We start from the raw sequence: 6,000 nt of genomic DNA on the forward strand, positions 1-6,000 counted from the left end.
GCCTTTTTGGTCGGTATCTAATGCATAAGGACATCGCAATGCCAACTCCATGTTATATCGCCATCGAAGGCAAAACTCAGGGCAACATCACTGCTGGTGCGTTCACTGCTGACTCTGTCGGTAACATCTACGTCGAAGGCCACGAAGACCAAATGCTGGTTCAAGCCTTTGACCACATTGTAACCGTACCGACTGACCCGCAAAGCGGCCAGCCTTCAGGCCAACGCGTGCATAAGCCGTTCAAGTTCACTGTCGCACTGAACAAAGCCGTACCGCTGATGTACAACTCCCTCGCGTCTGGCGAAATGCTTCCAAAAATTGAACTGAAGTGGTACCGCACGTCTGTGGAAGGTAAACAAGAGCACTTCTTCTCGACCATTCTCACTGACGGCACCATCATCGATATCGATTGCCAAATGCCGCATTGTCAGGACGCAGGCAAGAAAGAGTTCACCCAGCTAGTGACCGTGTCTGTGGCTTACCGCAAGATTGATTGGGAACACACTGTCGCGGGTACTTCGGGTGCTGATGACTGGCGTGCGCCGATTGAAGCCTAAGGCTTCTTCGCAAGGGGCGTAAGCCCTTTGTGACCAACCCGCCTTCTGGGCGGGTTTTGTCGTCAAGCCATGACGCAGGACGACCGGATTTTATTGATGTATCAACTCTGACCACACAGGGTCTTGCTGGGATGGTTTATGGCTACGGAAAGCGGTCTCCAATTTACTCTTGCTGTTGAAGGCTTACCTGACGACACCTTTGCGGTAGTCGAATTCTCGGGAGAGTCTGCACTCTCTACGCCTTTTTTGTATCAGGTCAAACTGGCCAGTCGCAATGAATCTGTCTCTCAAGACGAGATTGTTGACCGCAATGTCACCCTCATGCTGTGGAGCAATGGCGAGCTTGAACAACGCTATCACGGCATTGTGCGCCGCTTTACTCTCGGTGACACGGGTTTCAGCCACACCCGATATGCCCTTGAGATGGTACCAGCGCTGTCTCGCTTATCACTTCGTCATAACAGCCGCATTTTCCAGCAGCAATCTGCCCCTGAAATCATGAGTATCCTATTACAAGAGATGGGTATTGATGACTATGCCTTTTCCATTTCAGGGCAACCCCAAGTCCGTGAGTATTGTGTCCAGTACCGAGAGACGGATTTGGATTTCCTTCAGCGTTTAGCGGCAGAAGAAGGTATTTTCTATTGCTTCTTGCATGACAAAGACAAGCACACGGTCCTATTTTCTGATGATACCCAGACCTTAACCGCCTCAGGGCAAGCATTCCCTTACAACGCCAATGTCGGCGGTAAGAGTGATGAAGCCTTTGTAAAAGGTTGGCAGTTTTCAGCACAAACGCGCCCTTCTTCAGCTCAGCTGAAAGATTACAGTTTTAAGAAACCGGCTTACGGTTTTTTGCACGACAGAGCTGGCACAGAAATGAGTTTCCAGCGCGGCACCTATGAACACTATGACTACCCGGGTCGCTTCAAAAGCGATGCAGCGGGCAAGCCATTTACCCAATACCGCTTAGAACACCTTCGCAGTGATGCGTTAACCGCGACAGCCTCCAGCAACATCATGCAGGTGGATGTGGGCATGGTATTTAACCTTGAGGATCACCCTGACGACACCACCAACCGTGATTGGATTGTGGTCACCCTGCATTGTGAAGGCACCCAGCCTCAAGCACTAGAAGAGCATGGCGGCGAAGGCATGACCTCGTTCCACAATACGTTTTCGGTCATTCCGGGCCATCGCCCTTGGCGCCCCTGTCCAGAAGCCAAACCCTGTGTGCATGGTCCACAAATCGCGATAGTCACTGGCCCTGCGGGCGAAGAAATTTTCTGTGATGAGCACGGGCGAGTGAAAGTGCAGTTCCCGTGGGACAGATACGGCAACAGTGATGAAGCATCAAGCTGTTGGGTGCGTGTCTCCCAAGGTTGGGCAGGCGGCCAATACGGCATGATGGCGATACCGCGCATCGGCCATGAAGTGATTGTGTCCTTCCTTGAAGGTGACCCTGACCAACCGATTATTACTGGCCGCACCTATCACGCGACCAATGTACCGCCCTACCCGCTGCCAGCAAACAAAACCCGCACGGTTATCAGAACAGAAACCCATCAGGGGGAAGGCTTTAACGAGTTGCGTTTCGAGGACCAAGCAGGACAAGAAGAAATCTACGTGCATGCCCAAAAGGACATGAACTTGCTGGTCGAAAATGACCGCAAAGACAACATCAAACATGACTTGCATTTGGATGTGGAGAACGAGCGGTTTTCGCACATCAAAGTGGATGACCACCTGACGGTGGATGGGCAGAGCAAAGAGCACGTAAAGGGTGATAAAACCATCGTCACCGACAGCTCGCTGCACATCAAAGCCGGCGACAGTTTCCTTAACGAAGCTGGCTCAGAAATCCACTTAAAGAGTGGTCACAAATCAGTGTTAGAAGCCTATACCGAAGTCACCCTAAAAGTCGGTGGCAACTTCGTGAAGATCGACCCCGCAGGCGTTCACATCGTCGGCTCCGTTATTAATATCAACTCAGGCGGAAGCGCAGGCTCTGGTTCTGGGTTTGGTGGGGCAATGCCGATTTTGCCGGGTGGGGTAACTGCACCGAAAGCGCTGGATGAAGCAGAGAAAATACTTTTTAGCGCGACTCAATATGCCACCGACCCAAAACTTATCTCATCCGATGCTTTCACGTATCTATCCATATCCGATCGCCCAATGGCAAAAATGTGCCAGAAAAGACCTGACGGTAGTTGCCCTCGTTCAGATTGTCCTTGTTTAGGGAGAAGCTAAATGGAAGTTTCACTAGAAAATTTCTTCCAAGATGGTGGTCATAGTTATTGGATAGTGGCAGATCCTGTTCGAGTGCCTGATATCAGAACATTTTTATACCAACATGAACCAAAAGCCGATGTCATTACCTTGTTGAATGGTCCCGCTTTTGAACACTTAAACGAAGTATCTCCGATAGCCTCTCCGGTTGAAGCTACGGTAGCACTCAAAGCTCGTTTAATAGAAGACGAAGTATTTTCTTCGAGCTGTATCTTTCTAAAAGCAAAAACACAAATCGAAAACGATCAACTTACCGAACACTTGCGCGCGTTGCTTACGGTCGTCGTTGAAGAATATCCGACCTACTTTAGATACTACTCATCAACTTTTTGGCACATGCATTCAAGCGATATCAGTAAGAGAGATCTTGATACTATTTTAGGTCCTTTCTCTGCCATAGCTTGGTTCGATACAACGTCATCTTTACTCTCAATTACATCAACAAAGCGTGATAACACAGAAAATGCTAAAGCAGCACTTTCTCCTCTTCGCCTTCATTCGCAAGTTTTTACGGAGTTAGTTTAACGATATGTCAGACTATAAAATCAAGGAAGGTGACTGCCTAATTCTTATTGCTCAAAAATTTGGTGTAAAAGTAAAAGATATCGCAAACCTCAATAGCGACCAGATTGAAAATGTCGATCTTATTTTTGCAGGCGACACCATCAAGCTGCCTGGTAACGAAGCCGCTCCTATTCCGCTTAAAACAGGAGAAAGAATACCTCTTCCAGATCCTCCAAAAACCAATGCTTGTGGTGATGACCTTTGTGGCTCTAGCACCCCAGAGTTCGTGGACATTCTGTATGTTCCGTCTCACCCAGAAACGAAAGATGGCGAAAAAAGGTGGTATGCCGTTACCGATGTGGCTAAAGAGGCGATCAAAAAAGAAATGTCGTTACTTGCAGAAGCCATGGTTGCAGACAATCGCGATACATCACTCCAAAATTTAAACAATCTAGGAATTCTGTCGAAATTTGAAGCTAAACCACATGAAGCATTTCTTACTGATGATGAAGGAATAAGACTTCGTCATCTGGAGTGGCTGATAAGCACAATAAATTCAGGTGCTGCAAAACTCTATGAACATGGAGGCCAAGACGGTTTCATTATTAGGGTTGCTGAGCAAGAAAATCTAGATTATGGCAAACTGCTCGGTAGACACGTATTTTGGGGGCAATTTAAACAATTTATTTTGGATTATCACTTAGGTGCTATCGCTGTACAATATTTTCTTGAGTCTACGGATTTAATCGAAGAAATCAGTGAAAAAGAGAAACAAGCTCAGCTAATGGAAAGAGCGAGATTATCAGTATTTCACGGTGTCGTAGATCACCTCAGTGAAAACATTGAAGAGTTAAAAGAAAAAGCAATTAAAAACGCAAAGACTGTAACTTCTAAAGACGGCACCAAATTCATTTGGGATAAAGAGCGTCGATATTTTACGAGTGAAAAGCAGAAAACGGTAACTGACCGAATTAAATTGATCGTCAAGCACCGTCCCAAGACTGACGTAGAGCTTGCTTTGACACCTCATGAAGAGGCACTCGCTAAACTAAATAAGTTCTGGCACGAGAATGTACATGACTCCAATGCAGCACTGAAACAACTAGCAAAAGGAAACGCTGAACCAATACCACCAGAAGCTACTTATGCTATCACTTTTACTAACGCACTAAGAGAGTTAAACAGACACGGCTATGTCATTAAGGAGCAATGTCTGACCTTTGATGAACTAGAAGGTTCATTACTCATCCATCAAGGCCCTGAGGCACTATCCGGTTCAGACAGTGCTTTCGGGAAATGGCGCGAAAATGACAACCTAATGTTTGGTGTCAAAGCTGCGGCACTTGATGAAAAAGGACTTAAAGAAGAAGCAGAATTGAGAAAGGAAATACTTCTTGAACTTCGTATGTATACAACAGATGGAGAAATCGACCAAGACAGTATCCAGCGGGCTTCTGACAATATAGCGTGGGCCTATTATCCTACAATAGCTCTTTTGCGAGTGATTGATGTTACCTTAGAAAAACACATGTCTGCGTTGGGTTCGATTCTGAATGGCAACCAAACTGTGCCCGGTATTTTCAATGAATTAATAACCATTAAAAAAATTGCCATCAACAGAATTAATAAGCTCAAGAAAGTCGCCGAGAAAAGAGCTATTTCAGGTGATATTAAAAACATACTGTTACTCGATAATATGCCGAAGAGTCTTCATCTCATCTGGGATGAAAAACAATACGCACCAACAGAAATGAAAAGAGGCATATTTAAAAATGACGCTGGTGCTGCTGACCTTCAAGCCGTCGAGTGCAGCTTATTGTCTGATGGTGAAGTCAAATGGATACGCGGTCCAAGTTGGTTAATCCCTAAATCATCCGCTAACAAATCACATTTGGGGCATGTCAAGGACATCACTGAAAGTGTCACACTAGCAGATCCGACGGTGAGTAAGGACTCGCCTGGAACCACGTTGAAAGACGCACTAAAAGACATAGGTAAAGGCTTAATTGCAGCACCAGATGCAAAAAATGATTTCGTGACGAAACCTTTAAACTTAAGTGCACAAGTGAAGGATTTTGATAAGGCTTTTTGGGAAGACAGTTACCATTGGCAAGATGGTATTGGACCAAAGGGTAAATCGTCAGCATACATAGCAAACGCGCAAGCACAGTTTTTAAGGTTAACGGTCAGCCGCACTGGAGATTTAAACTTACCGGGTAGCGAGATTAACGGCCTAAGCACTAATATGTCTCTCACAGGAGATACGTCAGCCGAAGTTAAGTTAACACTTCTTAGCGGCGAAATGTCTTTTGCCACCTATCTTCCTAAAATGGAGGGATATCATTTAGAAATCGCCTACGTAGCTCAAGCTGATAAGAGCAAAAAACCAGAAAGCAAAATGTACAATGCGGGGCATTTCAGACTCAAGCTCTCCACAAAAATTTATGGCGTTGCTGGGGCCAGTTGTATGCTATCCGGAAACCTCGCTTTCGGCCCTTCGGAAACGCAGCCAGGTCACATTGGCGTCAAAGGTAGAGCCTTCAAAGCACCTGATTACAATGCACACGTAGAAGGGGGACATACAATACGTACTCGGGACATGAACACTTCAACGATACCTCAAGGCGTATCAGCGCAAGCTGGAGCCAGC

4 protein-coding genes are annotated in these 6,000 nt (G+C 46.2%); all 4 read left to right on the forward strand.

What is annotated here, in order from left to right; all coding sequences use genetic code 11:
* Positions 1–38: 38 nt before the first annotated feature.
* Positions 39–557 (forward strand): Hcp family type VI secretion system effector, encoded by a 519-nt coding sequence (locus LRP50_RS15415; RefSeq protein ID WP_274163645.1) that lies wholly within the window; start codon positions 39–41, stop codon positions 555–557.
* Positions 558–695: 138 nt separating this feature from the next.
* Positions 696–2,807: a type VI secretion system Vgr family protein gene (locus tag LRP50_RS15420; protein ID WP_274165348.1), complete on the forward strand. Its 2,112-nt coding sequence runs from the start codon at positions 696–698 to the stop codon at positions 2,805–2,807.
* Entirely contained in the window at positions 2,808–3,371 is a 564-nt protein-coding gene (locus LRP50_RS15425) for a DUF4123 domain-containing protein (protein ID WP_274165349.1), read from the forward strand. It begins immediately after the preceding gene.
* 4 nt (positions 3,372–3,375) lie between these two features.
* Positions 3,376–6,000, forward strand: a 2,625-nt coding sequence (locus LRP50_RS15430; RefSeq protein ID WP_274165350.1) for a LysM peptidoglycan-binding domain-containing protein, incomplete at its 3' end; no start/stop codon positions are given.

The organism is Enterovibrio gelatinilyticus, assembly GCF_028683095.1.
In the GTDB taxonomy this organism is placed as follows: Bacteria; Pseudomonadota; Gammaproteobacteria; order Enterobacterales; family Vibrionaceae; genus Enterovibrio; species Enterovibrio gelatinilyticus.

What these genes read in the sequence shown, in the direction of transcription:
- LRP50_RS15415 (WP_274163645.1), top strand. Translation starts at nt 39, where the DNA reads ATGCCAACTCCATGTTATATCGCCATCGAAGGCAAAACTCAGGGCAAC.
- LRP50_RS15420 (WP_274165348.1), top strand. Translation starts at nt 696, where the DNA reads ATGGCTACGGAAAGCGGTCTCCAATTTACTCTTGCTGTTGAAGGCTTA.
- LRP50_RS15425 (WP_274165349.1), top strand. Translation starts at nt 2,808, where the DNA reads ATGGAAGTTTCACTAGAAAATTTCTTCCAAGATGGTGGTCATAGTTAT.